Here is a 24526-nt window from a genome sequence, read left to right as displayed (position 1 = left end):
CTCGGTACGTCCAATGTGAGTGGAGTAGGGGGCGATGAAAGCGATCATCGTTGGCGGCGGTATCGGCGGATTGACCACGGCGCTGATGCTGCGGGCGCGGGGCATCGACTGCGAGGTGTTCGAGCAGGCGGAGTCGATCCGCGAGCTCGGCGTTGGGATCAACACCCTGCCGCACGCGATCCGCGAGCTCGCCCAGCTCGGGCTGCTCGACCGGCTCGATGAGGTCGCCATCCGCACCTATGAGCTGTTCTATCTGACCCGGCGTGGGCAGGAGGTCTGGCACGAGACCCGCGGCGTCGACGCGGGTCACGACGTGCCGCAATTCTCGATCCACCGCGGCCGGCTGCAGAGCGTGATCCATGAGGCCGTGATGCAGCGGCTCGGGCCGGAGAAGGTCCACACCGGCTGCCGGCTCGGCTCCTTCACCCAGGACGAGGGCGGGGTGACCGCCTATTTCTTCGACCGCTCCGGGTCCCATGTTCACACCGTCCGAGGCGACGTGCTGATCGGTGCCGACGGCATCCATTCCAAGGTCCGGCAGACGCTGTTCCCGAACGAGGGCGCGCCGTGCTGGAACGGCCTGATGCTGTGGCGCGGCGCCACCGACTGGCCGGTGTTCCTGACCGGGCGGTCGATGATCATCGCCGGCGGCCTCAACGCCAAGGCCGTGATCTATCCGATTGCCGAGGGCTCGAGCCCCGCGTCGCGACTCACCAACTGGGCCGTGCTGGTGCGCATCGGCGACGCCAACACCGCGCCGCCGCGGCGTGAGGACTGGTCGCGGCTCGGCAAGGCCGACGAGCTGATGCCGCATGTCAACGGCTTCTCGATTCCCCAGGTCGACTTCGCCGCGATGGTGCGCGCGACGCCGGAGTTCTGGGAATATCCCTGCTGCGACCGCGATCCGCTGCCGTACTGGTCGAGCGGCCGCGTGACCTTGCTGGGCGATGCCGCGCATCCGATGTATCCGGTCGGCTCCAACGGCGCCTCGCAGGCGATCCTCGACGCCCGCGCGCTCGCCGATGCCTTGGCCCGCTCCGAGCATCCGCGCCAGGCGCTGATGGCCTATGAGCAGAAGCGGCTGCCGATGACCGCGGAGATCGTGGCGTCGAACCGCCGTGGCGGGCCGGAGGGCGTGATCGATGCCGTCGAGCAGCTCGCGCCGCAGGGGTTCACCGACATCAACACCATTCTCAACTACGAGGCCCGCGAGGGCATCGTGCGGGGGTATGCGAGCCGGGCCGGCTTTGCGGCGCGGATGGTGACGCGGCAGGCGTCGTAATAGCTGGGATCTTTCGTGGGGCTGCTCCTCACCCCAGCCCTCTCCCCGTGAAGGACGGGGAGAGGGGGCGCACTGTTTGCTGCGCGATAGTCTGCGATCAAACGCGCAGTCGACTCACGCCCCCGGAGGGGGCGGGAGGAAGTGGATGTTGTGCTCGGCGGCGAGCTTCACGACGTCGTCGGGGTTCTGCTCGCGCATGTTGTGGATCGCCCAGAACAGCTCGTAGAGCCGCCGCGTCGGCGACACCCAGAACAAGGTCTTGGCGGTCTGCTGCGACTTGTTGAAGATGCCGTGCGGCTTGCCCATCGGCAGTCGCACCGTGTCGCCGGCGGTGGCGTATTCCTCGGCGCCGTCGAGGAAGAAGTCGAGCCTGCCTTCGAGGATGTAGAGATACTCGTCCTGGTCGGGATGGATGTGCGGCGGCACGAAGGTTCCGACCGGGAACGTCGCGTGCCAGGAGAAGCTGTGCTCGGTGCGGTTCTTCGGCGCGTAGACCTGGCCGAGGATGTTCCAGGAGATGCCCTGGATGCCCTCATTGGCCCGGGTGATGCCGGCGATTTCCGGATGGCTCATATTGGTTTCGCTCCCTGTCGTTACTTGGCCGCGCAATCCTTGGCATAGCGGTCGGCGTAGTTCTCGAACACCTTCTGCACGATCTCGGTCTGGAACTTGCCGTCGGGCCGCTTGGCGACCTTGGTCAGGTAGAAGTCCTGGATCGGATAGCCGTTGGTGTTGAACTTGAAGTTGCCGCGCAGCGAGGCGAAGTCGGCCTTCTTCAGCGCCGCGGCCACCTTGTCCTTGTTCGTGAGATCGCCGCCCACGGCCTTCACGGCGCTGTCGATCAGCAGCGCGGCGTCATAGGCCTGCATGGCATAGGTCCCGGGTACGCTGTTATAGGCTGCCTCGTAGCCGGCGACGAACTTCTTGCTCTGTGCGTTGTCGAAGTTGGGGGCCCAATTTGCGCCGCCGAACATGCCGACGGCCGCATCCTGCTGCGCCGGCAGCGTGGACTCATCGACCGTGAAGGCGGAGAGCACCGGAACCGTGTCGGCGAGGCCGGCCTGCTTGAACTGCTTGACGAGGTTCACGCCCATGCCACCCGGCATGAAGGTGAACACGGCGTCGGGCTTCTGCGAGGAGATCTTGGACAGCTCCGGCTGGAAGTCGAGCGTGTTGAGGGGGACGTAGGATTCCTCGACGATCTCGCCTTTGTAGTCGAGCTTGAAGCCGGCGACGGAATCACGCCCAGCCTGATAGTTCGGAACCAGCAGGTACATCTTCTTGTAGCCGCGGTCCTGGGCGACCTTGCCGAGCACGGCATGCACCTGGTCGTTCTGGTACGAGGTCACGTAGAAATAGGGGCTGCACTCCTTGCCGGCGTAGCTCGACGGACCAGCGTTCGGGCTGATCAGGAAGGTCTTGTTCTCGGTGATCGGGCGATGGATCGCCTGCAGCATGTTGGAGAAGATCGGGCCGACGACGAAGTCGACCTTGTCGCGCTCGAGCAGGCCCTTGGCCTTGGTGATCGCGGCGTCCGGCTTGAGTTCGTCGTCGGCGACGACCACCTCGACGTCCTTGCCGCCCATCTTGCCGCCGAGGTCCTTGATCGCGAGGTTGAAGCCGTCGCGGACCTGCCCGCCAAGCGCGGCGGCCGGTCCGGACAGGGTGACGATGACGCCGATCTTGATCTTGTCGGCGGCCTGCGCCGGCTGCACCAGCATGCAGGCCACGACGCCGAGACCGGCCAGCTTCGAACTCACTTTCATGACAACTCCCCCGGGATGCGGAAATTCAGGCTTCTGTTTTTGCACCTGACCTAACGATGGGTCAGACCGCAGCTTGGTCGCAAGCCTAGTCTGATGATGCCCTTAGCCGCAAGCGAGCTGCTCGCGGAAAGGGCAGTTTCGGCATGCATGCAAGCGCCGCGCCAATTGCTTGAAGGTTAAAGGAATTGGGGATGCGCGCTTCGCCGCAGCTGCGGTACGTTTTTCCTTGCTCCCGGAACGTCCGGAAGGTCAAACTCACTGGCCCGCCCGCCGGGGGCTGAACGTGCGCATGTGATTCCATCATGACTCTTGATTCCGAGACCAAGGCCGTCGAGTTGCCCGAGGACCATGCCGATGAGTTGCGGCTGTGGTTGCGGCTTCTGACCTGCACGACGCTGATCGAGGGCGAGATCCGCAGCCGGCTGCGCGAGCGCTTTGATGTGACGCTGCCGAGGTTCGACCTCATGGCGCAGCTGGACAAGGCGCCGGACGGAATGACCTTGTCTGACGTCTCCAAGCGCATGATGGTCTCGAACGGCAATGTCACCGGATTGGTCGAACGCCTGGTCGAATCCGGCCATCTGGATCGCCGCACCTCGGATACCGACCGTCGCGTCCAGGTCATCCGGTTGACCAAGCTCGGGCGTGCCGAATTCCGCAAGATGGCCGCCGAGCACGAGACCTGGATCGCCGACATCTTCGGCGACCTCACGGAGAAGGACGTCCGTGAGCTGATGCGCCTGCTCGCCAAGACCAAGGGATCGGCGCAGAAGGCCGTGCAGCGCCGGCAGGATTGAGGCCGGAGGGACAGTGCCGCCGCCGTGTGCGGCAACCGCTCAAACAATTTGCGGGCACTGCACAATGTTCGGCTCTTGTCCGCTCTTGCGTCGAGATGTTTTAAGTCTAAAATGTTTAGGACTGAAACGTGCCGGGCGTTCTTCCCCTTAGACAGGAGCGTGTGATGGCCACTGCCGCCAAGGTTCAGCCCGAAAGCGCCGGCGCGCAGGCGCATAGCGCCCACGTCGACACCTTTGCCCAGGACAATCTGCCGCCGCGTGAGCTGTGGCCCGACTTCGTGTTCAGCAGGCCCGAACTCCGGTATCCGCCGCGGCTGAACTGCGTCACGCACTTTCTCGACCGCTGGATCGAGGAGGGGCGGGGCGATACGCCCTGCATCATCAGCACCGAGGTCAGCTACACGTATCGTGAGCTGCAGGTGTTGGTGAACAAGATCGCCAACGTGCTGGTCGGCAAGCTCGGCCTCGTGCCCGGCGGCCGCGTGCTGCTGCGCTCGGCCAACAACCCGATGATGGTCGCGACCTATCTTGCCGCGATCAAGGCCGGCGGCATCGTGGTCGCGACCATGCCGCTGCTGCGCGCCAAGGAATTGTCGTATCCGATCCAGAAGGCGCAGATCGCGCTGGCGCTGTGCGACGGCAAGCTGGCCGACGAGATGGAAAAGACCCGCGCGGTTGCGTCGGCGCTGAAGCAGATCGTGTATTGGGGCAATGGACAGCCCGACTCGCTGGAGGCGCTGATCGCCGATGCCAGTCCTGAGTTCACCGCGGTCGACACGGCTTCCGACGATCTCTGCCTGATCGCCTTCACGTCGGGCACGACCGGCGATCCCAAGGGCACGATGCACTTCCACCGCGACATGCTCGCGGTGTGCGACGGCTACGCCCGGAACGTGCTGCGCGCCAGCCAGAGCGACCGCTTCATCGGCACCGCGCCGCTCGCCTTCACCTTCGGATTCGGCGGCGTGCTGTTCCCGATGCATATCGGCGCGTCCTATGTCGTGCTCGAGAAGACGACCCCGGACGATCTGCTGGCCGCGATCGAGCGGTACAAGGCCACGATCTGCTTCACCGCCCCGACCGCCTATCGCGCGATGCTGGGCAAGCTCGAAGGCCGCGACATCTCCTCGCTGCGCAAATGCGTCTCCGCCGGCGAGACCCTGCCGAAACCGACCTTCGATGCCTGGCTGAAGGCGACCGGGCTGAAGCTCATGGACGGCATCGGCTCCACCGAAATGCTGCATATCTTCATCAGCGCCGTCGAGGACGAGATCCGTCCCGGTGCCACCGGCAAGCCGGTGCCGGGCTACGAGGCCAAGATCGTCGACGACGAGGGCCGCGACGTGCCGCCGGGCACGATGGGGCGGCTCGCGGTGCGCGGTCCGACCGGCTGCCGCTATCTCGCCGACGAGCGCCAGCGCAAATATGTCCAGAACGGCTGGAACGTCACCGGCGATACCTATGTGATGGATGAGGACGGCTACTTCTGGTACCAGTCCCGCTCCGACGACATGATCGTGTCGTCGGGCTACAACATTGCCGGCACCGATGTCGAGGCGTCGCTGCTGACCCATCCGGCCGTCGCCGAGTGCGGCGTGGTGGGCGCCCCCGACGAAGCTCGCGGCATGGTCGTGAAGGCCTATGTCGTGCTGGCGCCCGGAGCGGAGGGCACGCCGGCGCTCGTGTCTGAGCTGCAGGAGCATGTCAAACGCGAGATCGCGCCGTACAAATACCCGCGCGCGATCGAGTTCGTTACGCAGCTGCCCAAGACCGAGACCGGCAAGCTGAAGCGGTTCGCCCTGCGGCAGATCGCGCAGGCCGCGGCCGCCGCTTCGGGCACGGCCGCGTAGCAGAGACAAGGAGAGACGTTCGTGAGCACGACCAAAGCGCCCACGCTCGCCGTGGTGAAGCAGGATGATGCGAACCTGCGCATGCTGCAGCCGAGCGGCTGGCCGATGCCGAAGGGCTATGCCAACGGCATCAGTGCGGAAGGGCGAATCGTCGTCACCGGCGGTGTCATCGGCTGGGACGAGCAGGAGAAGCTCGCCGACGGCTTCGTCGCGCAGGTCCGGCAGGCGCTCCAGAACATTGCCACGATCCTGGCCGAAGGGAATGCGCGTCCAGAGCACCTGGTGCGGCTGACTTGGTATGTCGTCGATATGGATGAGTATCTCGGCAATCTGAGGGAGCTTGGGAAGATCTATCGCGAGATCTTCGGCAGCCACTATCCGGCCATGGCGCTGGTGCAGGTCGTCAGGCTGGTGGAGAAGACGGCACGGGTGGAGATCGAGGCCACCGCGGTGGTGCCGCGCTGAGGGCCATGCTGCCACGGTGGTCGCGAAATCATGTCCCGTTATAGGAACCGGACTCGCCTCCGCGCCTTCTCCTCGATGGGACGCTTGATCTTCAGTGACTTCCGACAGCCTGCGGCCGCCGAGGCCTACGACATCGCGCTCGACTTTCTCTGGCGCACCGGCGCCGTCCGCGACGAGTTCGAGACCTATCAGTTCCTGGCGACCGAGATCTCGCGGATGGTCGATTGCGGCCAGACCAACCGGCTCAGGATGGCCAATCTCGCCATCGCAGCCCATCAGCGCCGGTTCATGGATGCGGATGCGTCGCCGGTGAATGGCCGACCGGATCGGGCTACGCGGGGCTAGATCGCGATTGCGCGCGGGCGCGTGCATCCGCTTCTCCTCAGGCGTTCTTCACGTCGATCGGGCGTGAACTTACGCGTTCTCGCGGCGCTGACGCGTCCGAGCTTTGCTGGTCGATCACCCTCGGTAGAATCGAGGGCGCAGGGAAGGCCGGGTGTCCACCACACCCGCGGCCCCCGTGCGACAGAAAATGCACGGGGTAGGAACCACAGGTGGGCCGAACATGCCGGCCTTCCCTGCGCGATGTTTGACGGCTTATACGTGGTCTCCCTGGTGCGCCGGGCGTTTTGGCCACCATCGGTCGGAGCATTCGTCTCTCTCGACCTTGATACCAGCGTCGGGGTATCAGGACATCACGACTTCACCGTACGCGCTACATCACTCGTCTGCGCAACAAGCGCATGATGCAACAGCGTCCACCGCGGCCTGCCCCACGTATCGTGACGACGCGTACGCCCCTCTTCGCCGAGGCAGGTTGGGCGTAAGCATCGTGCTGATTTGCCCGACGGCACAAGGCCTGATGTCTGCGACATCCTAACGCGACGGGCAGTCACATATGACATCACACACGGATGGGTCACGGCATTCGTGCATCGAACGAATGTGGTCGACGGATGAGCGTGCCGCCGAACGGCGGACGTAGGATCGCCATGCCGCAGACAACAAGCTGTTCGAACGTGGCCGCGCAATGGCAGTAAGAGCAGGGGGCGGACTTGGACTGGAAACTCTTCGTGACGACGGCCTTGGCGGCCGCTATCGGCGCCGCAGCCGGCGCGTTGGCGTTGGCGAGCACCGCAGGCGGCGGCATCGAGCATCAGGCGGATGCCAAAATGCTCGAGATCGGCGTCGCCATCCTGCGCGAGCCGGCGCGGGTGGACGACGATCCGATGCGGTCGTGGGCGGTGAAGGTGGTGGAGAAAAAATCGGGCGTGAGTTTTTCGGACCAGCAGCGCGCGGCATTGTTGAAGCGCGCGGCGGGGGGACGGTAGCCTCACGATCGGTCGTGCCGTGGTGGCGCAATCATTGGGCTGGTCGCCGCAGTGCTTGCACGATCGACCATGAACGCGGTGTAAATGACTATGCCCTCTCCCCTTGTGGGAGAGGGCATCGCCGGCCCATCCAAACGCTCGCTTGGGTGAGGGGTATCTCTCCGCGACTCACGCTCGTGGAGAGATACCCCTCACCAGAGCGAACTTGCAGCGCTGTCCTACATGCCCTCTCCCATAAGGGGAGAGGGCGCAGTCATTTGCATCGCGCCGGTCGCAAGAAGTAAATAGTGCTTAGTTTGTAGCAAGAAGAATGTTCATTTATTCGCCGCGCTCGTAGTGAAGAGCGGGAGCGGGGTGCTACTGATACGCCGACACGATGTCGCTGACCGCGCGCTCGAGCTGCTGGGCGGTCGCGCAGGGCCGCACCACGTTGCAGAAGGTCTGGTAGCGCGGCATTTCGGAGTCGCCCCAGCCCCAGGTGACGCGTCCTTCCGGATTGAGCCAGACCACGCGCTTGGCGCGTTCGGAGATGGCTTTCAGGATATCCGCGCGCGGGTCTAGCTTGTTGCTGCGGGCGTCGCCGAGCACGATCACGGTGGTCTGCGGCGTCACCGAGGCCATGAACTGCTTCTCGAAATCCACCAGCGACGAGCCGTAATCGGACGAGCCGAAGCCGACCTTGTGCATGATCTCGGCCATCGCCTCCTCGGCGGGCTTCTGCTCCAGGATCTCGCTGACCTCGATCAGATGACCGGAGAAGGCGAACGAGCGGACGTCGCTGACGACGTCGTGCAGGCTGTGGATCAGCAGCAGGAAGAAATCCGAGACGCGGGCGACCGAGCCGGAGACGTCGCACAGCGCCACGATTTTCGGGCGGTCGCGATGCTTCCGCTTCCAGGCGGTGAGGAAGGGGACGCTGCCCCAGGCGGCGTTGCGGCGGAGCGTGCGGCGGACGTCGAGATGGCCGCGGCGCTGGCGCTTGCGGGGCTTGCTGTAGCGCTCGCGCAGGCGGCGGGCGATCTGCCGGATCAGCGCTCGCATCGCCTCGACCTGGCGTGGCTCGATCCGCGACAGCTGCGCGTTGCGCAGGATCTCATGGCGCAGGTTCTCGGTTTCCTCCCGGCCGTACAGCGCCAGCGCCTGGGCGACCGCATCGCGCACGGTGTCGCGCAAGCCGTCGAGGCCGGCCTGCAGTCGTTCGGCCAGCCCCGGGTTGGTCTCCGTCAGCCTGTCCAGATCATCTCGCAGCCGCTGGATGCCCATCGTCTCCAGCATGCGGCTGGAGTACAGGCCGCGCTGGGTGAAGTAGCGGATCTCCGACAGGCCGACGGCGCTGGAGGCGTTGGCGATGGCGGCCGAGACGTCGGCGGTGTTCTGCGCCAGCAGCATCTGGGCGAGGGGGCCGAGTTCGGCGCTCGTGTCGGCATCGCTTGGCTGTCCCGATGGCGGAGCAGCCTGGGCCTCGTTCGACGCCGCGTCCTGCGCCTCGTCACTGGCTTCGGCCTGCGCCGGATCGACATGGGCGAAGAACAGATCGAAGCAGGCGCCGAGCGCCTTCTTCTCGTCCTCGCTCTTGGCGAGCGTCAGCAGCAGGCTGTCACGCAGCACGGTGCGATCGGCGACCCCGACGCTCGCCACCGCGCGCATCGCGTCGATGCTCTCGGCCGGCGAGACGTGGACGCCGGCGCCGCGCGCCGCCCGGAAGAACCGATGCAGGTTCTCCTGCATGACGCCTACCCGAAGATGTTCTGGCGCTGCGCCTTGGCGACGAAGGTCGTCACCTGCGGCAGTGCCACCTCGATGTCCGACTCGTATTTCAAGAGCACGTTGAGGGTGTCCTTGACGACCTCGTGGCCGAGCTCGGCGGACTGCAGCAGCACCAGCACGCGGGCCCAATCGATGGTCTCGCTGACGGACGGCTGCTTCTTCAGGTCGAGGGTGCGGATGTCGTGGATGAAGGCCACGAGCTGGCGGCGTAGCGTCTGCGAGATGCCGGGCACGCGGCTCTCGACGATCCGCTCCTCCAGTTTCTGCTCGGGGAAGCCGATATGCAGATGCAGGCAGCGCCGCTTCAGCGCGTCGCCCAGATTGCGCTCGGAGTTGGAGGTCAGGATCACCGTCGGCGGCTTGGCGGCGGCGATGCTGCCGAGCTCGGGGATCGTGACCTGGAAGTCGGAGAGGATTTCGAGCAGCAGCGATTCGAACTCGGCGTCCGACTTGTCGATCTCGTCGATCAAGAGCACGCAGCCATCGGGCTCGAGCAGGGCCTGCAGCAGCGGCCGCGGCTCGACGAATTCCTTGGAGAAGAACACGTCGCCGAAATCATGCAGCTGGCCGAGCGCCGCGTGCAATGTCTGGGCGCCGCCGAGCACCTCGCCGAGCTTGTCCTTGAGGATCTGGGTGTAGAGCAGCTGCTTGGCGTATTTCCACTCGTACAGCGCCTTTGCCTCGTCGAGCCCCTCATAGCACTGCAGCCGGATCATCTTCAGGCCGCGCCAGGCGGCGATCGCCTTGGCAAGCTCGGTCTTGCCGACGCCGGCGGGACCCTCGACCAGGATCGGCTTGTCGATGGCCTGCGACAGATAGACCGCGGTCGCGATCTGGCGGCTGGCGATATAGCCCTGCGCGGCGAGGCCGGCTTCGACGGCCGTGATCGAGGCGATGGCTGAGGAGGGGGCCGGGGAATCAGCCACTGAGAAAGCTCCGTTTCCTGGTATCAGGACCCCGGCGCTGAATTGATCGGCGTTCCCGGTCCCTGGACGTTGGCGCCAGGGGAAAACCCTGACTTTTCCTCGCATTGTGTTATGTCCTGGCTACGCGCAGAGGGCGGCCCTGTCCAGTGCGCGCGTGGGTGTCTCGGCCGCATGGCTGCCGGTCGCCAGCGGACCAGCCGAGAACCTTCTCCCGAAAATCACGCCGAGCGGAATATGAACCGATCCATCCTGCATCTCCTGGTCCTCCTGGTCCTCGTGGTCGGAGGCGGCTGGATCATCGGCGCCTCCAACATGCCCGGGGCCTGGTACGGCTCGCTCAACAAGCCCTGGTTCACGCCGCCCGGCTGGCTGTTTCCGATCGCCTGGACGGTGATCTACATCCTGGTCGCGGTGGCCGGCTGGCGCACCTATGAGCGGGTCGAGAGCGGCGCCGTGATGCAGGTGTGGTGGGGCCAGCTGGTGCTGAACTTCGCCTGGTCGCCGGTGTTCTTCACCGCGCATCTGATGTGGGTCGCGTTCGCGATCATCGTCAGCATGTTCGTACTGATCGTGACGTTCATCGTGATGCAGTGGCGCGCGGACCGCATCGCGGCGCTGCTGTTCGTGCCCTACGCGTGCTGGGTCGCGTTCGCGTCGGTGCTGAATTTTTCGGTGAACGTGCTGAATTGAGATGAGGCTGATGGAAGCTCGCTGTCAGACGCAGACGCCCGTGCGCTCCCTCTCCCCGTCCTTACGGGGAGAGGGGTGGGGTGAGGGGCGACCGCACGGGAAGTGTCTGCGTCGAGACCTCTACTCCCTCACCCGGATTACTTCTTTTTTAGCAAGCAATGCGGGGCTGTCGCGACGAACGATCGTGCCCGTTAGTTACTCCGTCATGCCCGGGCTTGTCCCGGGCATCCACGTGGTTCCCAGCTTGCCGAACGACGTGGATGGCCGGGACAAGCCCGGCCATGACGGCGCGGAGGCAGGCAGGCGCAAAACCCCGACCGTCGAACGCCATAGCGCTGCCGCTGGGCCTCAGAGGTTGCGTCCAGTGTGTCGATCGGACGTTGCGTCGCGCGGCTCGGAGGCGCGGGTCTGCCCATGAACCTCAAGCAGCTCGAATATTTCGTCCAGGTCGCCGAGCTCGGCTCATTCAGCAAGGCGGCGTCGGTACTCGACGTGGCGCAGCCGGCGCTGTCGCGGCAGGTGCGGGCGCTGGAGTCCGAATTGAAGCAGCAGCTGTTCGCGCGCAACGGCCGCGGCGTTGCGTTGACTGAAGCCGGCAAGCGGCTGCTCGACCACAGCGTTGGCGTGTTGCAGCTGGTGGCGCATGCGCGCGCGGATCTCGGCGCCAGCCGCGACGCGCCGGTCGGCCGCGTCACCATCGGCCTGCCGCCGAGCATTGCGCGGCAATTGACCTTGCCGCTGATCGACCGCTTCCGGAAGGAATATCCGGCGGCGCGGCTCGCCGTGGTCGAGGGCCTGTCGACGCATGTCGTCGAGTGGATCACCACTGGCCGCATCGACGTCGGAATGGTCTATAATCCGGAGGCCCAGGCCGGCATCGAGATCACGCCGGTGCTGCAGGAGCCGCTGGCGCTGGTCAGCCACGCGCCGAAGGGCAAGCGCCGCATCACCGCGCCGCTGCCGATGGCCGAGCTGTCGCGCTACAGCCTGATCATGCCGGAGCGAGTGCATGCGATGCGGCGGCTCTTGGAGACGCAGGCCGCGCTCGCCGGCATCAAGCTCGACATCGCCTGGGAGGTGTCGAGCGTGCCCTCGATCATCGATCTCGTCTGTGCGGGCTATGGCCATGCCGTGCTGACGCCGAGTGGCGTCGCCGCTTCGGGGCGGGCGGGGGAGCTTGCCATCCGTCCGCTGACCGAGCCCGCGCCGACCAGCGTGCTGTGCTTCGTCACCTCGGCGCACAAGCGGCCGACGCCGCTGGCGCAGCAGACGATGAAGCTGGCGACAGCACTGATCAAGAAGCTACCGCGGTAGACGGCGCTGCGCTACGCAACGGTGCTACTCTTCCCTGCAGGGCAGGGCTATGGCATTTCAGACACGCAGCCGTACCGGCGAACGATCCTGCCAACTTTATACTCCGTCATGCCCGGGCTCGTCCCGGGCATCCACGTCGCTCCCAGCATGCCGTACGACGTGGATGGCCGGGACAAGCCCGGCCATGACGGCGTAGAGACAGGCGAGCGCAAAACTGCGATTGTCGAACGCGAGAGCAGTGCCCCGCAGGCGGAGGGGGAATCCGGGGGCATCGACGTCATCCACAGCCAAGCCGGAAGCTATTCAGACCCATTCTAAAATCAGCATGGCTCATCTGATATCTTATGCCATTTCGGAATAGCTGATAGATACCGCCCGGCGCTGGCGCGGGCGGTCGCGCTCGGTCACATACCCTGTCAAGCTGCCGAAGCTGCAGGACTCGATCGCTGGGGGAACGTGCCCCTGCGGACCTCGGCCAACGCGCCAGAACAGCACCCAAGGGAAGCAGAAGCGATGCCAGCGACCGCCCGTGTCGACGTCCAGGCCTTTCTCGACGACCACAAGTTCTCCGGTTTCCAGTGGCTGATCTTCGCGCTCGGCTTCGTGATCGTGCTGCTCGACGGCTTCGACACCGCCGCGATCGGCTTCATCGCGCCGTCGCTGCTCAAGGAATGGGGCATCGAGAAATCGGCGCTCGGGCCGGTGCTGAGCGCCGCGCTGTTCGGTCTGGCCGCTGGCGCACTGTTCGCCGGTCCCGTGGCCGACCGTCTCGGCCGCAAGCTGGTGCTGGTCGGCTCGGTCCTGATCTTCGGCGTTGCCTGTCTCGCCTCGGCGTTTGCGACCAATCTGACCGAGCTCACCGTGCTGCGTTGTGTCACCGGCATCGGCCTCGGCGCCGCCATGCCCAACGCCGTCACGCTGCTCAGCGAGTACTGCCCCGGCCGGCTGCGCGCGACCATGACCAATCTGATGTTCTGCGGCTTTCCGCTGGGCGCGGCCTGCGGCGGCTTTCTCGCAGCCTGGATGATTCCGCAATGGGGCTGGCGCAGCGTGCTGGAGCTCGGCGGCGTCACGCCGCTGGTGCTGACGGTGTTGCTGATCGCGATCCTGCCGGAGTCCGTGCATTACCTGCTGTCGCGCGGCGCTTCGGTCGAGCGTGTGCGCAAGGTGATGCGCAAGATCTCGGCCAAGGCCGCCGATGTCGGCCAGTTCGTGATGCTGGAGCCGGAGCATGCCGAGACGACCCGCCGCGTCAACGCGACCGGCATCGGCATGGTGCTGTCGCCGGTGCTGCGCGTCGGCTCGCTGATGCTGTGGGTCACCTATTTCATGGGGCTGGTGATCTTCTATTCGCTCATCAACTGGATGCCGATCCTGTTCAAGGATGTCGGGCTGAATCCGCAGACCGCGACCTTGATCTCGGCGCTGTTCCCGCTCGGCGGCGTCGGCGCGGTGTTCTTCGGCGTCCTGATGGACCGCTTCAACGCCAACCGCATCGTCGCGATCGGCTATGCGCTGACCGCGGTGACGATCTTCCTGATCGGGCAGGCGGCCGGCAATCTGGGCTTCCTGGTGGTGATCGTGTTCGCAGCCGGCGTCGTCATGAACACGGCGCAGTCGTCGCTGCCGGCGCTGGCCGCCGCGTTCTATCCGACCCAGGGCCGCGCCACCGGGGTTGCCTGGATGATGGGCATCGGCCGCTTCGGCGGTATTGCCGGCTCCTTCCTGGTGGCCGAGCTGACCGCGCGGCACCTGACCTTCAGCGAGATTTTCACCGTGATCGCAGTTCCCGGCTTGATTGCGGCGCTCGCCCTTGTGGTAAAGCAGGCCGTGGGACCGGGCGGCCGCGCCAGCGGCAAGGATGTCGGCAGCCCCGTGGTCGCGCATTGAGCGGCGAAGGCAGATAGAGAAGAAGCTCGAGGGAGAGACTGACGTGATCATCGACGTGCACGGCCATTACACGACGGCTCCGAAGGCGCTGGAAGAGTGGCGCAACCGGCAGATCGCGGGCATCAAGGATCCCTCGGTGATGCCGAAGGCCTCGGAGCTCAAGATCAGCGACGACGAGCTGCGCGAGAGCATCCAGAGCAACCAGCTCAAGAAGATGAAGGAGCGCGGCAGCGACCTCACCGTGTTCTCGCCGCGCGCGAGCTTCATGGCCCACCACATCGGCGACTTCCAGGTGTCCTCGACCTGGGCCGGGATCTGCAACGAGCTGTGCTACCGCGTCAGCCAGCTGTTCCCCGACCATTTCATCGGCGTCGCGATGCTGCCGCAGTCGCCGGGCGTGGATCCTGCGACCTGCATTCCCGAGCTCGAGAAGTGCATCAAGGAATACGGCTTCGTCGGCATCAATCTGAACCCGGATCCCTCCGGTGGTCACTGGACCTCGCCGCCGCTGTCGGACCGGCACTGGTATCCGATCTACGAGAAGATGGTCGAGCTCGAAATCCCCGCGATGATCCACGTCTCGACCAGCTGCAACGCCTGCTTCCACACCACGGGCGCGCATTACCTCAACGCCGACACCACGGCGTTTATGCAGTGCCTGACGTCCGACCTGTTCAAGGACTTCCCGACCTTGAAGTTCCTGATCCCGCATGGCGGCGGCGCGGTGCCGTATCACTGGGGCCGGTTCCGCGGCCTTGCCCAGGAGTTGAAGAAGCCGCTGTTGAAGGATCACCTGCTCAACAACATCTTTTTCGATACCTGCGTGTATCACCAGCCGGGTATCGACCTTTTGACCGGCGTGATCCCGATCGACAACATCCTGTTCGCGTCGGAAATGATCGGTGCCGTCCGCGGCATCGATCCGGAGACCGGCTTCTACTATGACGACACCAAGCGCTACATCGAGGCCGCCAAGCTGACGCCCGAGCAGCGCCACCAGATCTATGAAGGCAATGCGCGGCGCGTGTTCCCGCGGCTCGACGCCGCGTTGAAGGCCAAGGGCAAGTAATCTAAAGGGCAGGCGATATGAGCACCCCCATGAACAATCTCGGCATCGTCAAGACGAAGATCACCCGCGCCGACAAGGCGGCGGTGGAGAAGCTGTCGAAGTTCGGCGTCGCCACCATCCACGAGGCGATGGGCCGCGTCGGCCTGATGCAGTGCTATATGCGGCCGATCTATCCGACCGCGAAGATGTGCGGCACGGCGGTGACCGTGCTGCTGCAGCCCGGCGACAACTGGATGCTGCATGTTGCGGCCGAGCAGATTCAGCCCGGCGACGTCGTCGTCGCCGCCTGTACGGTCGAGAACACCGACGGCTTCTTTGGCGATCTCCTGGCGACCAGCTTCCGCGCCCGCGGTGCGCAGGGACTCGTGATCGACGGTGGCGTCCGTGACGTCGCCGATCTCACCGAGATGCAGTTCCCGGTGTTCTCGCGGGCGATCAGCGCGCGCGGCACGGTCAAGGCGACGCTCGGCTCGGTCAACATCCCGATCGTGTGTGCCGGCGCGGCCGTCAATCCAGGCGACGTCATCGTGGCCGATGTCGACGGCATCGTCGTGGTGCCTGCGGCCGTTGCGCATCAGGCGGCGGATGCCGCTGCGGCGCGCGAGGCCAACGAGGCCGACAAGCGCGAGAAGCTGGCGTCGGGCGTGCTCGGCCTCGACATGTACAAGATGCGCGAGCCGCTGGCGAAGGCCGGGCTCAAGTATATCGACTGAGGCGCAATGACGGCAGCGTCGAACCAGTGGCACGTTGGCCTGATCGGCTACGGCGAGGTCGGCAAGATCCTCGCCGAGGATCTGCGCAAGGACGGCGTGCGTGTCTCGGCCTATGACGTCAAGCTGGCCGACTCTCGCGGAGACGCGATGCGCAGCCACGCCGACAGCATCGGCGTGACGCTCGCCGCCTCGCATGCCGAGCTGGCGGCCCAAGCTGACTTTATCGTCTCCGCGGTCACCGCGAGCCAGGACGTGGCGGTGGCGGAAGCCTGCGCAGCGGCGATCAAGCCGGGCGCCTGGTTCCTCGACTTCAACTCGGCCTCGCCCGGCGCCAAGCAGCGCGCCGCCGCGCTGATCGACGGCGCCGGCGGGCGCTATGTCGAGGGCGCGGTCATGACCTCGGTGCCGCCCTATCGCATCAAGGTGCCGCTGCTGCTTGGAGGCGCGGGTGCGCGCGAGCTGGCGCCGCTGCTCAACGATCTCGGCTTTGCCGCCAAGCCCGCCAGCGACAAGCTCGGCGTGGCCTCGGCGACCAAGATGTGCCGTAGCATCATGATCAAGGGTCTCGAGGCGATGGTGATCGAGAGCTTCACCACCGCGCGCGCCTATGGCGTGGAGGATGCGGTGCTGGCCTCGCTGAAGGAGACCTTCCCCGGCATCGACTGGGAGAAGCAGGGCGCCTATTTCTTCCAGCGGGTGATCGAGCATGGCCGCCGCCGCGCCGAGGAGGTGAGGGAGGTCGCCGAGACCGTGCGCGACATCGGGCTGACGCCGTGGTCGGCGGAAGGCACCGCGGAACGCCAGGCCTGGGTCGCCGATCTCGCCGATGACGGCCTGTTCGGCGAGCGCGGCACGAAGGAATTCGCGCGCAGCCCGGACTGGCGCACCGAGGCCGATCGTATCATCAACAAGATCAAGTCCAAGGAGTAGGGAACCTCATGGAGTTCCAGAAGACCCCGGGATGGCTCGACTGGTACGACGGCCCGTCGAAGCCGCGCTTCAAGGTGCCGGCCGGCAGCGTCGATGCGCATTGCCACGTGTTCGGCCCCGGCGCCCAATTTCCCTATGCGCCCGAACGCAAATACACCCCCTGCGACGCGTCCAAGCATCAGCTTTACGCACTGCGCGACCATCTCGGCTTCGCCCGCAACGTCGTGGTGCAGGCGACCTGTCACGGCGCCGACAACCGGGCCATGGTCGATGCGCTCGTGCATTCCAACGGCAAGGCCCGCGGCGTCGCCACCGTCAAGCGCAGCGTCAGCGATGCCGAGCTGCAGGCCATGCATGACGCCGGCGTGCGCGGCGTCCGCTTCAACTTCGTCAAGCGCCTGGTCGACTTCACGCCCAAGGACGAGTTGATCGAGATTGCCAACCGTATCAACAAGCTCGGCTGGCACGTCGTGATCTATTTCGAAGCCGTTGATCTGCCTGAGTTGTGGGACTTCTTCACGTCCCTGCCGACCACCGTCGTCGTCGACCACATGGGCCGTCCCGACGTCACCAAGCCGGTCGATGGTCCGGAGTTCGAGCTGTTCGTGAAGTTCATGCGCGAGCACGACAACGTCTGGTCCAAGGTGAGCTGCCCGGAGCGGCTGTCGGTCGCCGGCCCGCGGGCCTTGAACGGCGAGCAGAACGCCTATCGCGACGTGGTGCCGTTCGCGAAGCGCATCGTCGAGACCTTCCCGGATCGCGTGCTGTGGGGCACCGACTGGCCGCATCCGAACCTGAAGGACCACATGCCGGACGACGGGCTGCTGGTCGATTTCATTCCCCATATCGCCGTCACCGAGGAACTGCAGCGCAAGCTCCTGGTCGACAATCCGATGCGGCTGTACTGGCCCGAAGAATCCTAAGAGGAGGCAAGCGATGTCGCTCGACAAACCCTATACCGACGTTCCCGGCACGACCATCTTCGACGCGGACATGTCGCGGATGGGCTATCACCTCAACCAGTTCTGCATGTCGCTGATGAAGGCGGAGAACCGCGCCCGCTTCAAGGCCAATGAGCGCGCTTATCTCGATGAATGGCCGATGACCGAGGAGCAGAAGCAGGCCGTGCTCGACCGCGACCTCAACCGCTGCATCTCGCTCGGCGGCAACATCTACTTTCTTGCCAAGATCGGCGCGACCGACGGCAAGAGCTTTCAGCAGATGGCCGGCAGCATGACCGGCATGACCGAAGACCAATACCGAGAGATGATGATCAAGGGTGGCCGCTCGGTCGAGGGCAACCGCTACACCGGGGAGAAGAAGTAAATGGCAAAAATCTCCGCAAGCGTCTTCACCTCGCACGTCCCTGCGATCGGTGCCGCCCTCGACCTCGGCAAGACCGGCGAGGACTATTGGAAGCCGGTGTTCGCCGGCTACGACTTCGCCAAGCAGTGGGAGAAGGAGCAGAAGCCGGACGTCGTGTTCCTGGTCTTCAACGACCACGCGACCGCCTTCAGCCTCGACATGATTCCCACCTTCGCGATCGGCACCGCGGCCGAATATCAGCCGGCCGACGAGGGCTGGGGTCCGCGCCCGGTGCCCAAGGTGATCGGGCATCCGAAGCTCGCCGCGCATATCGCGCAGTCGGTGATCCAGGATGATTTCGACCTCACCATCGTCAACAAGATGGACGTCGATCACGGCCTCACCGTGCCGCTCAGCCTGATCTTCGGCCAGGTCGATGCATGGCCGTGCCCGGTGATCCCGTTCGCCGTCAACGTCGTGCAGTATCCGGTGCCGTCCGGCCGCCGCTGCTTCATGCTGGGCAAGGCGATCCGCAAGGCGATCGAGAGCTATGACGAGCCGCTCAACGTGCAGATCTGGGGCACCGGCGGCATGAGTCATCAGCTTCAGGGTCCGCGCGCGGGCCTGATCAACCGCGAATGGGACAATGCCTTCCTGGACAAGCTGATCAACGATCCGGAAGGCCTGTCCAAGGTGCCGCATATCGACTACGTCCGCGAAGCCGGCAGCGAGGGCATCGAGCTCGTGATGTGGCTGATCGCGCGCGGCGCCATGAGCGACGTCAACGAGACCAAGAAGGGCAGCGCGCCGACCGTGCGCCACCGCTTCTACCATGTGCCGGCCAGCAACACGGCGGTCGGCCATCTGATCCTGGAGAACAACTAAATGGCCAAGACGATCAAGGTCGCGCTCGCCGGCGCCGGCGCCTTCGGCATCAAGCACCTCGACGGCATCAAGAACATCGCCGATGTCGAGGTGGTGTCGCTGGTCGGCCGCCGCTTCGACCAGACCAAGGAAGTCGCCGACAAATACGGCATCAAGCACGTCTCGACCGAGCTTTCCGACAGCCTGAAGCTGCCGGAGGTCGACGCGGTCATCCTCTGCACCCCTACGCAGATGCATGCGGCGCAGGCGATCGACTGCCTCAAGGCCGGCAAGCACGTCCAGGTCGAGATTCCGCTGGCGGACTCGCTGAAGGACGCGCAGCAGGTGGTCGAGCTGCAGAAGGAGACCAAGCTGGTCGCGATGTGCGGCCACACGCGCCGCTTCAACCCCAGCCACCAGTTCGTGCACAAGAAGATCAAGGCCGGCGAGTTCCACATCCAGCAGATGGATGTGCAGACCTACTTCTTCCGCCGCACCAACATGAATGCGCTGGGTCAGCCGCGCAGCTGGACGGATCATCTCTTGTGGCACCATGCCGCCCACACCGTCGACCTGTTCGCCTATCAGGCCGGCTCGCCGATCGTGAAGGCCAATGCGATCCAGGGACCGATCCATCCGAATCTCGGCATCGCCATGGACATGTCGATCCAGCTCAAGGCCGCCAATGGCGCGATCTGCACCTTGTCGCTGTCGTTCAACAATGACGGCCCGCTCGGCACCTTCTTCCGCTACATCGGCGACACCGGCACTTATATCGCCCGCTACGACGATCTGGTGAACGGCAAGGAAGAGAAGATCGACGTCTCCAAGGTCGATGTCTCCATGAACGGAATCGAGCTGCAGGACCGCGAGTTCTTCGCCGCGATCCGCGAGGGCCGCGAGCCGAATGCGTCCGTCGCTCAGGTGCTGCCCTGCTACCAGGTGCTGCACGACCTCGACGAGCAGCTCGCCAAGGGCTGAGTGAAGGGCTGAGGCAATTCCCTCCTTGCGCGCATCGGCGCGGGGAGGGGACCTCCGGCGGCGGCTGGACAATGCGCCGGCAGGCGTTGCGCGGGAACGGCAGCTTCGCTTACCATCGGCTTCCGAAAGATGAGGCCGCCTTTGACCGTTCAATCGCCGCAACCATTCCCGACCGAAAGCTTCAAAGACGCAGCGGCCGCGGTGGCCCGGCTCGAGGAGATCTACGAGCGCAATACCGCTTTCCTGCGCGGCCATTTCGAGGCCTATGCCAACGGCGTCGTGCCGGCGACGCGGATCCGCGCCACCTATCCCTTCGTGCGGCTGACCACCGCAAGTCACGCGCGGCTCGACTCGCGTCTCGCCTATGGCTTCGTCGCGGGGCCCGGCGTGCACGAGACCAGCGTCACGCGGCCGGACTTGTTCCGCTCGTATCTGACCGAGCAGATCCGCCTGCTGATCGAGAACCACGGCGTGCCGGTCGAGATCGGCGAGTCCGCCGAGCCGATCCCGGTGCATTTCGCGTACCGGCGCGACATCAACATCGAGACGGCGCTTCCGCATCACGAAAGCCCGCTGGTGACGCGCTCGCTGCGCGACGTATTCGATGCCCCTGATCTCGCGACCATGGACGACGCCATCGCCGACGGCACGCTCGAGCTGAAGCCCGGCATGCCGGAGCCGCTATCGCTGTTTCGCGCGGCGCGCGTCGACTACTCGCTGCGCCGACTCTATCACTATACGGGGACCGACCCCGATCACTTCCAGAACTTCGTGATCTTCACGAACTACCAGTTCTATGTCGACGCATTCGCGGATTGGGGCCGTCAGCAGCTGGCGGCCGGGCTGGGCGACGCTGAAGCTTTTGTCGAGCCGGGCAACGTCATCACGCGCAATGCCCGACTTGGCGGCGGCACCACCGGCGCGGCGCCGGCGCGCACGCCGCAGATGCCGGCGCTGCATCTGGTCGAGCCTGGGCACCAGGGCATCACCCTGATCAACATCGGCACCGGCCCGTCGAATGCGCGGAACGTCACCGACCACATCGCGGTGCTCCGTCCGCATGCCTGGCTGATGGTGGGGCACTGCGCGGGCCTGCGCAACACCCAGCGGCTCGGCGACTATGTGCTTGCGCATGGCTATGTCCGCGAGGATCATGTGCTCGACCAGGAACTGCCGCCGTGGGTGCCGATCCCTGCGCTGGCCGAGGTGCAGGTCGCTCTCGAAGAAGCCGTTGAAGCCGTCACCGGCTATTCCGGCTTCGAGCTGAAGCGGGTCATGCGCACCGGAACGGTGGCCAGCGTCGACAACCGCAATTGGGAGATATCCGGCCCCGCGGTGATCCGGCGCCTGTCGCAATCGCGCGCGGTTGCGCTCGACATGGAATCGGCCGCGATCGCCGCCAACGGCTATCGCTTCCGGGTGCCCTACGGCACCTTGCTCTGCGTCTCCGACAAGCCGCTGCATGGCGAGATCAAGCTCGCCGGCATGGCCAGCGACTTCTACCGCCAGCGCGTCGGCCAGCATCTCCAGATCGGCCTCAAGGCGCTGGAGCTGTTGAAGCACCAGGAATCCGAGCGGCTGCATTCGCGCAAGCTGCGCAGCTTCGCCGAGGTCGCGTTTCAGTAGCTTGGACTTGGCCAAGACAACGAACAACAAGACCAACAAGAAAAGGGAGAGAGACAATGCGGATCGGGCCGACACTCTTGACGGTCGCCATGCTCGTGTCCGGACAGGCTGCGAGTGCCGACACGATGAAGGTCACATTGCTCGGAACGGGAACGCCGACGCCGCGCGTGAGCAGCTTCAGCGCGTCGACACTGATCGAGGCCGGTCCTGAAAAGCTGCTGTTCGACTTTGGCCGCGGCTCGACGATCCGGCTGTTTCAGAAGCGCGTCGCTCTCGGCGCCATCACCGCGCACTTCATCACCCATCTGCACTCCGATCATCTCGTCGGGCTGCCTGACATGTGGCTGAGCGGATGGATCGGAACGCCCTGGGCATCGCGCAAGGCTCCCATGATCGTCTTCGGTCCCAAGGGGACGGTGGCGATGACCGAGAATCTGACCAAGGCGTTTGCCGAGGACATTCGGATTCGCGAGGATGACGAACATCTCCCTCCGGAGGGCGTCGCTTTCGCAGCCAAGGATATCGAGCCGGGACCGGTCTACGACAAGAACGGCGTCAAGGTGACGGCGATCGAGGTCAATCACGGCGAGAAGATCAAGCCATCCTTCGGCTACGTGATCGAGTATGACGGCAAGAAGGTGGTGCTCTCCGGCGATACCAAATACGACGAGCGGATCGCCAATGCGGCCAAAGGCGCCGATCTCCTCATTCACGAGGTTGCCGTGATCGAGCCGGAGCTGTCGAAGAGCTATCCGTCCTATCGCGAAATTGAAGCGCACCACTCCTCGCCCGAGGAGGCGGGCAAGATCTTCTCGATCGCCGGCCCGAAGCTTGCCGTCTACTCGCACATTGTCTTCGCGACGTTGAAGCCCGTGCAGGACGTTCCCGAGGACATGCTGATCGCGCGTACGAAAACGACGTATCGCGGCCCGTTCGTGGTCGGTCACGACCTCGATTCGTTTACGATCGGAGACGATGTGCAGGGAGCGGATGCCAAGAATCAGCCGATCCAGCCGCTGCGTTCCGACCCGTAGGCTGCTGGCGTCAACACGCTGAGGTCGGCTCCGGTGCCGCTGGTTCCTCAATAGCCGCCAGGGCGCCCGGCAGGCACCGCCGTCCGAGATCAGCGCGCCCAGCGCTGATCGAACGCCTGACGCGCCTGCTCGACCTCGGGCATCTTGGCAATGGTCCAGGCATAGAGCGCGCGGAATGGTGGCTGGAGTGTGCGGCCGAGCGGCGTGATCTCGTATTGGACGGCGATCGGTGACCCCGCGATCACCTCGCGCGCGACCAGGCCATTGCGCTCGAGCCGGCGCAGGCATTGCGTCAGCGCCTTCTGGGTCACGCCCTCGAGCTGCTTCTTGATCGCGTTGAAACGTAGCGGGCCGCCGTCGAGCACCGCCAGCACCATCATCGACCATTTGTCGGCGATCTGGTCGATCAGAACCCGGCTCGGGCATTCCGACGAGAAGTGCTGCGGCTTGCAGCGGAGCGGGGCGGTCTCGGACGTCGACGCAACGGTCACGATGGCGGTTTCCTCGGGTATACCTGAGCGACTTCGGGTGCCTGATTGACTCCAGGTTTACGAAGTATACTGGAGCGGTTCCGAACGCAATGGAGCCTTCTGAATGTCCGATCTCGATACCAGCGTGCTGTTTCGTCCATTTCGCCTGAAGTCGCTGGAGCTGAAGAACCGCATCGTCATGGCGCCGATGACGCGAAACGCCGCGCCGAACGGCATTCCCGGCGAGGCCAACGCTGCTTATTACCGCCGCCGCGCCGAAGGCGGCGTGGGGCTGATCCTGACCGAGGGCACGGTGATCAACCGTCCGGCCTCGCGCAACGAGCCTCAGATTCCTTTCTTCCACGGCGAGGCCGCGCTGGCGGGCTGGCAGAGCGTGGCGAGCGCCGTGCACGCCGCCGGCGGCCGCATCGCACCGCAGATCTGGCACACCGGCTCGACCAAGGGCATGAGCCGCTGGGAGCCCGATGCGCCGGTCGAGAGCCCGTCGGGCCTGGTCGCGCCGGGGAAGCCGCGCGGCAACACGATGACCGAGACCGACATCGCCGACACCGTCGCGGCATTCGCGCAGGCCGCCGCCGATGCCAAGCGCACGGGCTTCGACACCGTCGAGATCCATGGCGCGCACGGCTATCTGGTGGATGAGTTCTTCTGGTCCGGCACCAACATGCGCGACGATCGCTATGGCGGTCCGACCATCAAGGAGCGTTCGCGCTTCGCCGGCGAGATCGTTGCGGCGATCCGCAAGGCGGTCGGTCCGGACTTCCCCATCATCCTGCGCGTCAGCCAGTGGAAGCAGCAGGACTACGCGACGCGCCTCGCCGAGACGCCGGCGCTGATGGGCGACTGGCTGCAGCCGCTGGTCGATGCCGGCGTCGACATCCTGCACTGCTCGCAGCGCCGCTTCTGGGAGCCGGAGTTTCCGGAGATCGATGGCGAGAAGGGGCTCAACTTCGCCGGTTGGGCGAAGAAGATCACGGGGGCGGCGTCCATCAGCGTCGGCTCGGTGGGCCTGTCCGACGAATTCTTCTCGGCCTTTGCCGGCAAGCCGTCGAGCTCAGCTGATCTCGATGCGCTGCTCGAGCGCATGGCCAAGGACGAGTTCGACCTCATCGCCGTCGGCCGCGCGCTGATCAGCGATGCCGACTGGGTTGCGAAGATCAAGGCCGGCGACAAGGCGGGCCTGAAGGGCTTCAATGCCGCGGACCTGGGCGCGCTGGTGTGAGCTGCTGATGGGCTCGGTCATACGGGCCTGTCGGCGTCTCCTACAACCCTGATTGCTGTTAGTTAAGTCGGTCCATAGCCAAGTACTCGGTGTACCCTCTCCCCTTGTGGGAGAGGGTGCCGGAGATGCGAAGCATCGGAGGCACCCGGCTCGCATTCGCTGCGCTCATGCGGTGCACCCTCTCCCACAAGGGGAGAGGGTGCACTGTCTTCG

The 24526-nt window shown here is 65.2% G+C and carries 24 protein-coding genes; 19 read left to right on the top strand and 5 right to left on the bottom strand.

Features of this window, described 5'->3' with window-relative positions; genetic code table 11:
* The first annotated feature begins 34 nt into the window (after window positions 1-34).
* Window positions 35-1282 carry a flavin-dependent oxidoreductase gene (locus HL666_RS08830; RefSeq protein WP_172180899.1) on the top strand — a complete coding sequence of 416 codons (1248 nt, stop codon included), beginning with the start codon at window positions 35-37 and terminating at the stop codon, window positions 1280-1282.
* A gap of 114 nt (window positions 1283-1396) precedes the next feature.
* Here HL666_RS08830 and HL666_RS08825 read toward each other — a convergent pair whose 3' ends face one another.
* Window positions 1397-1855, bottom strand: coding sequence for a cupin domain-containing protein (locus HL666_RS08825; RefSeq protein ID WP_172180897.1), 459 nt, complete (start codon window positions 1853-1855; stop codon window positions 1397-1399).
* Between the two features lie 20 nt (window positions 1856-1875).
* Window positions 1876-3048: an ABC transporter substrate-binding protein gene (locus tag HL666_RS08820; protein ID WP_172134062.1), complete on the bottom strand. Its 1173-nt coding sequence runs from the start codon at window positions 3046-3048 to the stop codon at window positions 1876-1878.
* A 302-nt stretch (window positions 3049-3350) separates the two neighbouring features.
* On the opposite strand from HL666_RS08820, the gene HL666_RS08815 reads away from it, so the two are divergent.
* The 5 genes from HL666_RS08815 (at window position 3351) to HL666_RS08795 (ending at window position 7491) form a co-directional block, all read left to right on the top strand.
* Window positions 3351-3845, top strand: coding sequence for a MarR family winged helix-turn-helix transcriptional regulator (locus HL666_RS08815; protein ID WP_008964773.1), 495 nt, complete (start codon window positions 3351-3353; stop codon window positions 3843-3845).
* A gap of 164 nt (window positions 3846-4009) precedes the next feature.
* Window positions 4010-5695, top strand: a complete 1686-nt coding sequence (locus tag HL666_RS08810) for a benzoate-CoA ligase family protein (RefSeq protein WP_172180895.1) — start codon at window positions 4010-4012, stop codon at window positions 5693-5695.
* A 21-nt stretch (window positions 5696-5716) separates the two neighbouring features.
* A complete protein-coding gene (locus HL666_RS08805) occupies window positions 5717-6160 on the top strand; it encodes a RidA family protein (protein WP_172111803.1) in 444 nt (147 codons plus the stop codon).
* An 84-nt stretch (window positions 6161-6244) separates the two neighbouring features.
* Window positions 6245-6505, top strand: a complete 261-nt coding sequence (locus tag HL666_RS08800) for a hypothetical protein (RefSeq protein WP_172180893.1) — start codon at window positions 6245-6247, stop codon at window positions 6503-6505.
* A gap of 710 nt (window positions 6506-7215) precedes the next feature.
* Window positions 7216-7491, top strand: coding sequence for a hypothetical protein (locus HL666_RS08795; RefSeq protein WP_172111805.1), 276 nt, complete (start codon window positions 7216-7218; stop codon window positions 7489-7491).
* A 357-nt stretch (window positions 7492-7848) separates the two neighbouring features.
* On the opposite strand, the gene HL666_RS08790 is transcribed toward HL666_RS08795, so the two are convergent.
* The gene (locus HL666_RS08790; protein ID WP_172180891.1) at window positions 7849-9219 is read right to left on the bottom strand and encodes a vWA domain-containing protein; all 1371 of its coding nucleotides are present in this window, start codon (window positions 9217-9219) and stop codon (window positions 7849-7851) included.
* Window positions 9220-9224: 5 nt separating this feature from the next.
* Complete coding sequence (locus HL666_RS08785) at window positions 9225-10184, bottom strand: AAA family ATPase (protein ID WP_172134066.1); 960 nt, start codon at window positions 10182-10184, stop codon at window positions 9225-9227.
* Between the two features lie 276 nt (window positions 10185-10460).
* Here HL666_RS08785 and HL666_RS08780 point away from each other — a divergent pair, with 276 nt between their 5' ends.
* The 12 genes from HL666_RS08780 to HL666_RS08725 all read left to right on the top strand — a co-directional run bounded on the left by HL666_RS08780 (window position 10461) and on the right by HL666_RS08725 (window position 22600).
* Window positions 10461-10874 (top strand): TspO/MBR family protein, encoded by a 414-nt coding sequence (locus tag HL666_RS08780; protein WP_172134131.1) that lies wholly within the window; start codon window positions 10461-10463, stop codon window positions 10872-10874.
* Between the two features lie 414 nt (window positions 10875-11288).
* Entirely contained in the window at window positions 11289-12188 is a 900-nt protein-coding gene (locus tag HL666_RS08775) for a LysR family transcriptional regulator (protein ID WP_172111808.1), read from the top strand.
* Between the two features lie 513 nt (window positions 12189-12701).
* On the top strand, window positions 12702-14078 hold the full coding sequence (locus HL666_RS08770) for an MFS transporter (protein WP_172180889.1): 1377 nt from the start codon (window positions 12702-12704) through the stop codon (window positions 14076-14078).
* A 43-nt stretch (window positions 14079-14121) separates the two neighbouring features.
* The gene (locus tag HL666_RS08765) at window positions 14122-15147 is read left to right on the top strand and encodes an amidohydrolase family protein (RefSeq protein ID WP_172180887.1); all 1026 of its coding nucleotides are present in this window, start codon (window positions 14122-14124) and stop codon (window positions 15145-15147) included.
* Between the two features lie 17 nt (window positions 15148-15164).
* Window positions 15165-15860: a 4-carboxy-4-hydroxy-2-oxoadipate aldolase/oxaloacetate decarboxylase gene (gene ligK, locus HL666_RS08760; protein WP_011925385.1), complete on the top strand. Its 696-nt coding sequence runs from the start codon at window positions 15165-15167 to the stop codon at window positions 15858-15860.
* A gap of 6 nt (window positions 15861-15866) precedes the next feature.
* On the top strand, window positions 15867-16790 hold the full coding sequence (locus HL666_RS08755; RefSeq protein ID WP_172180885.1) for an NAD(P)-dependent oxidoreductase: 924 nt from the start codon (window positions 15867-15869) through the stop codon (window positions 16788-16790).
* Between the two features lie 8 nt (window positions 16791-16798).
* Entirely contained in the window at window positions 16799-17713 is a 915-nt protein-coding gene (locus HL666_RS08750; protein ID WP_172180883.1) for an amidohydrolase family protein, read from the top strand.
* A gap of 13 nt (window positions 17714-17726) precedes the next feature.
* Entirely contained in the window at window positions 17727-18116 is a 390-nt protein-coding gene (gene ligA, locus HL666_RS08745) for a protocatechuate 4,5-dioxygenase subunit alpha (RefSeq protein ID WP_172134070.1), read from the top strand.
* On the top strand, window positions 18117-18980 hold the full coding sequence (locus HL666_RS08740; RefSeq protein WP_172111815.1) for a class III extradiol dioxygenase subunit beta: 864 nt from the start codon (window positions 18117-18119) through the stop codon (window positions 18978-18980). It begins immediately after the preceding gene.
* Complete coding sequence (locus HL666_RS08735; protein WP_172111816.1) at window positions 18981-19940, top strand: Gfo/Idh/MocA family oxidoreductase; 960 nt, start codon at window positions 18981-18983, stop codon at window positions 19938-19940.
* A gap of 129 nt (window positions 19941-20069) precedes the next feature.
* Entirely contained in the window at window positions 20070-21566 is a 1497-nt protein-coding gene (locus HL666_RS08730) for an AMP nucleosidase (protein WP_172111817.1), read from the top strand.
* A gap of 56 nt (window positions 21567-21622) precedes the next feature.
* Window positions 21623-22600, top strand: coding sequence for an MBL fold metallo-hydrolase (locus HL666_RS08725; RefSeq protein WP_246741489.1), 978 nt, complete (start codon window positions 21623-21625; stop codon window positions 22598-22600).
* A gap of 89 nt (window positions 22601-22689) precedes the next feature.
* Here the strand turns inward: HL666_RS08725 and HL666_RS08720 are convergent, their stop codons facing one another.
* Window positions 22690-23091, bottom strand: coding sequence for a winged helix-turn-helix transcriptional regulator (locus HL666_RS08720; protein ID WP_172180881.1), 402 nt, complete (start codon window positions 23089-23091; stop codon window positions 22690-22692).
* 103 nt (window positions 23092-23194) lie between these two features.
* On the opposite strand from HL666_RS08720, the gene HL666_RS08715 reads away from it, so the two are divergent.
* The gene (locus tag HL666_RS08715; RefSeq protein WP_172180879.1) at window positions 23195-24313 is read left to right on the top strand and encodes an NADH:flavin oxidoreductase; all 1119 of its coding nucleotides are present in this window, start codon (window positions 23195-23197) and stop codon (window positions 24311-24313) included.
* Window positions 24314-24526 lie beyond the last annotated feature (213 nt).

Source organism: Bradyrhizobium aeschynomenes (assembly GCF_013178945.1).
In the GTDB taxonomy this organism is placed as follows: domain Bacteria; phylum Pseudomonadota; class Alphaproteobacteria; order Rhizobiales; family Xanthobacteraceae; genus Bradyrhizobium; species Bradyrhizobium aeschynomenes.
This window is presented reverse-complemented; position numbering and strand designations above follow the sequence as displayed.

Excerpts from the sequence above, each read along its gene's own strand:
- HL666_RS08830 (WP_172180899.1), top strand. The coding sequence starts at position 35 with ATGAAAGCGATCATCGTTGGCGGCGGTATCGGCGGATTGACCACGGCG.
- HL666_RS08825 (WP_172180897.1), bottom strand. The coding sequence starts at position 1,855 with ATGAGCCATCCGGAAATCGCCGGCATCACCCGGGCCAATGAGGGCATC.
- HL666_RS08820 (WP_172134062.1), bottom strand. The coding sequence starts at position 3,048 with ATGAAAGTGAGTTCGAAGCTGGCCGGTCTCGGCGTCGTGGCCTGCATG.
- HL666_RS08815 (WP_008964773.1), top strand. The coding sequence starts at position 3,351 with ATGACTCTTGATTCCGAGACCAAGGCCGTCGAGTTGCCCGAGGACCAT.
- HL666_RS08810 (WP_172180895.1), top strand. The coding sequence starts at position 4,010 with ATGGCCACTGCCGCCAAGGTTCAGCCCGAAAGCGCCGGCGCGCAGGCG.
- HL666_RS08790 (WP_172180891.1), bottom strand. The coding sequence starts at position 9,219 with ATGCAGGAGAACCTGCATCGGTTCTTCCGGGCGGCGCGCGGCGCCGGC.
- HL666_RS08775 (WP_172111808.1), top strand. The coding sequence starts at position 11,289 with ATGAACCTCAAGCAGCTCGAATATTTCGTCCAGGTCGCCGAGCTCGGC.
- HL666_RS08770 (WP_172180889.1), top strand. The coding sequence starts at position 12,702 with ATGCCAGCGACCGCCCGTGTCGACGTCCAGGCCTTTCTCGACGACCAC.
- ligK (WP_011925385.1), top strand. The coding sequence starts at position 15,165 with ATGAGCACCCCCATGAACAATCTCGGCATCGTCAAGACGAAGATCACC.
- HL666_RS08755 (WP_172180885.1), top strand. The coding sequence starts at position 15,867 with ATGACGGCAGCGTCGAACCAGTGGCACGTTGGCCTGATCGGCTACGGC.
- HL666_RS08750 (WP_172180883.1), top strand. The coding sequence starts at position 16,799 with ATGGAGTTCCAGAAGACCCCGGGATGGCTCGACTGGTACGACGGCCCG.
- ligA (WP_172134070.1), top strand. The coding sequence starts at position 17,727 with ATGTCGCTCGACAAACCCTATACCGACGTTCCCGGCACGACCATCTTC.
- HL666_RS08740 (WP_172111815.1), top strand. The coding sequence starts at position 18,117 with ATGGCAAAAATCTCCGCAAGCGTCTTCACCTCGCACGTCCCTGCGATC.
- HL666_RS08735 (WP_172111816.1), top strand. The coding sequence starts at position 18,981 with ATGGCCAAGACGATCAAGGTCGCGCTCGCCGGCGCCGGCGCCTTCGGC.
- HL666_RS08730 (WP_172111817.1), top strand. The coding sequence starts at position 20,070 with ATGAGGCCGCCTTTGACCGTTCAATCGCCGCAACCATTCCCGACCGAA.
- HL666_RS08725 (WP_246741489.1), top strand. The coding sequence starts at position 21,623 with ATGCGGATCGGGCCGACACTCTTGACGGTCGCCATGCTCGTGTCCGGA.
- HL666_RS08715 (WP_172180879.1), top strand. The coding sequence starts at position 23,195 with ATGTCCGATCTCGATACCAGCGTGCTGTTTCGTCCATTTCGCCTGAAG.